Source organism: Nonomuraea sp. NPDC001684 (assembly GCF_053596515.1).
The window spans coordinates 1-2,609 of the sequence record NZ_JBSFGJ010000764.1 but is presented as its reverse complement, the minus strand read 5'-3'; the positions used below and the strand labels follow the sequence as shown (position 1 = coordinate 2,609).

Here is a 2,609-nt window from a genome sequence, read left to right as displayed (position 1 = left end):
GTACCAGCGGTAGTAGACGGTGTTGGCGCCCGCGTCGGCGACGGCCTTGGAGGCGCTGGTGACGCCGGGCGAGATCGTGCGGCCCTCGGTCGCGCCCTTGACCGCGGTCACCGTCTTGACCATCTCGCTGAAGTCGCCGGCCGCCTTCTTCGACAACATGCCGCGCAGGTACTCGATGCCGCCCTGCGGGTTGGCGCTCCTGGCCGCGACCATGAAGTTCTCGCCGGGCTGGGTGTGCAGGGTGCCGTACGGCATCTTGTCGGAGCCGGTGACGTCGGGGATCGGGAACATGCCGTACTCGAAGTCGGGCGGGGTGGTGCTCTTCTGCTCGTTCTCCAGCCACGACCCGGACGGCAGCATGGCCACCTTGTACTTGTTCTGGGCCGTCTGGGTCTGCACGTGGTCGAGGCCGGTCGTGCCCTCCATGAGGTACTTGGCGCCCACCTCGGCCCAGGCCGCGGCGGCGGTCTTCATGGCCTCGGTGGTCCAGGCGCCGTCCTCCAGGTTGTCGATGTTGACCAGCACCTCGTTGCCGCCGATCTTGGCGGCCAAGGTCAGCAGCGGCTCGTACAGGTACTGGGGGAACTTGCCGGCGTACGTGAAGGGCGCCATCTTGCCGGACTTCTTGATCGTCTCGCAGAGCTTGACGAACTCGTCCCAGGTCTTGGGGATCTCCCAGCCGTTGTCCCTGAACACCTTCTGTGAGTACCAGATGCCGTGGATGTAGTTCACGTAACCGAGCACGCTGAACTTGCCGTCGTAGGTGCCGATGTCGATGACCGACTGGTCGATGGTGTCCCTGACCTTGACGGCGGGGTCGTCCCAGCTCGGCGCGTCGAGCAGGGCGGTGAGGTCCTGGAGCTGGCCGTCCTGGGACAGGGCGCCGAAGTCCATGAAGTTGGCGCCGGAGTTGTCGATCACCTCCGGCGGGTTGCCGCCGGCGAACCGCGGCTGGAGGACCTTGGTGATCTCCTTGGTGGCGTTGTGCTTGATCTCGCTCTTCGGGTACTTCGTCGTGAACAGCGGCTCGTGGATGTTCTTGGCGTAGTCCTGGCCGAAGCCGCCGTCGAAGATCCACACCTCCAGCGGCTTGCCGTCCGCGACGCCGAACGGGTTGGCCGCGCTGGTCGCCACCGGCGCGGACGAGGCGGTGGCCGTGGGCTTGGCGGCCGGGGTGGCGCAGGCGGCCAGCGCCCCCGCGACGGGGACGAGGGCCGCGCCGCGCAGGAGTTGACGACGGCTGATATGGGGGGTGTCAGGCATTGATGGCTCCTAGCTGTTCATGATCCTCGTCGTATTCGCCCTGCGTACCGGCTCTCCAGGGCCTTGTTGTGCTCGTCGCCGCCGGTCACGTTGACCGACAGGTAGACGGGGGGCCGCTCGCCCAGGGCGACGAGCTCCTCCACCGCCTCGGTGACCACCATCTGCGCGAGCAGCGCCGAGGTGATCGTGGAGACCGCGCCGTACGTGCCGCCGTCCGGCAGATCGAGGACGGCGTCCCCGTACGGGGAGCCGTTGTCGAGCACGACGTCGGCCAGGTCCATGAGCTTGCCGCCCGAGGGATGGCGCGAGGTCATGCGCGTGCTGTGCGCGACCGAGGTGATCGCGACGAGCGGGTGGCCGCGCTCCTTGACCAGCGTGGCCAGCTCCACGACCGTGCCGTTCACGCCGGAGCTGGAGACCAGGACGAACACGTCCTGCGGCGCTACGGGGGCCAGGTCGTAGATCTCGTGGGCGACGGCCGGGTCGCGTTCCAGCTCCGGGGTGAGCACGCTCGGCGGCCGGCCGCCGTACAGGACGAGGTCGCGCGGGGAGAGGCGGTTGCTGGGCACCAGGCCGCCGGCCCGTCCGGCGATCTCCATGGCGATGGCCTCGGAGTGCCCGGACCCGAACGCGTTGACCACCCCGCCGGCGCGCAGCGCGGCGACGATCAGGGCGGCGGCCCGGCGCACCGGCTCCGCCTGGCTCTCGGCGACCTGTCCGGCGAGGGCGAGGGCCTTGGACGCGTACCGCATGTCAGCCTCTCTCCACGCGGTGGCTCTCCACCGCGCTGATCGTCAGCTCGAACGCCTCGTTGGTGCGCTCGTACGTGCGCTGCGCGACCGCCACGTAGACGGCGTCGAGCACGAAGATCTGCGAGTGCACGGCCGCCAGCCCGCCCAGCCGGAACGTGGTCTCCCTGCTGGCCGTCGTCAGCACCAGGCCGGCCAGCTCGGCCAGCGGCGAGCGGGCGAAGGAGGTGACGGCGACCGTGGTCGCGCCGTGGCTGCCCGCCTCGGCCAGCGCCTCCATGACCTCGCGGGTGCGGCCCCGGTGGCTGATGCCGATGGCGACGTCGTCCGCGCCGAGCAGCGCCGCCTCCGACAGCGCCACATGCGCGTCGCCGGCGCTCCAGCACGGGATGCCGATGCGGCGCAGCCTGCCTTCGAGCATGGTGGCGACGTTCCCGCTGGTGGAGACGCCGATCAGGAGCACCCGGCGGGCCCTGACGACGGCGTCGGCGACCTGGGCGACCATCGCGAGGTCGAGCTGGGCGGCGGTGTCCTGGATGAGCCTGGCGTCGGCGGCGGCTTCCGCGCCGGACGCGTCTTCTTCGCCGGCGACGACGC

At 70.2% G+C, this 2,609-nt stretch carries 3 protein-coding genes; all 3 read right to left on the bottom strand.

What is annotated here, in order from left to right; all coding sequences use genetic code 11:
- A partial coding sequence (gene ngcE, locus ACWCSD_RS51350) for an N-acetylglucosamine/diacetylchitobiose ABC transporter substrate-binding protein (protein WP_449926984.1) occupies window positions 1-1,263 on the bottom strand: 1,263 nt, incomplete at its 3' end.
- A 17-nt stretch (window positions 1,264-1,280) separates the two neighbouring features.
- On the bottom strand, window positions 1,281-2,015 hold the full coding sequence (locus tag ACWCSD_RS51345) for an SIS domain-containing protein (protein WP_352363078.1): 735 nt from the start codon (window positions 2,013-2,015) through the stop codon (window positions 1,281-1,283).
- Window position 2,016: 1 nt separating this feature from the next.
- Window positions 2,017-2,609, bottom strand: a 593-nt coding sequence (locus tag ACWCSD_RS51340; protein WP_449926981.1) for a MurR/RpiR family transcriptional regulator, incomplete at its 5' end; no start/stop codon positions are given.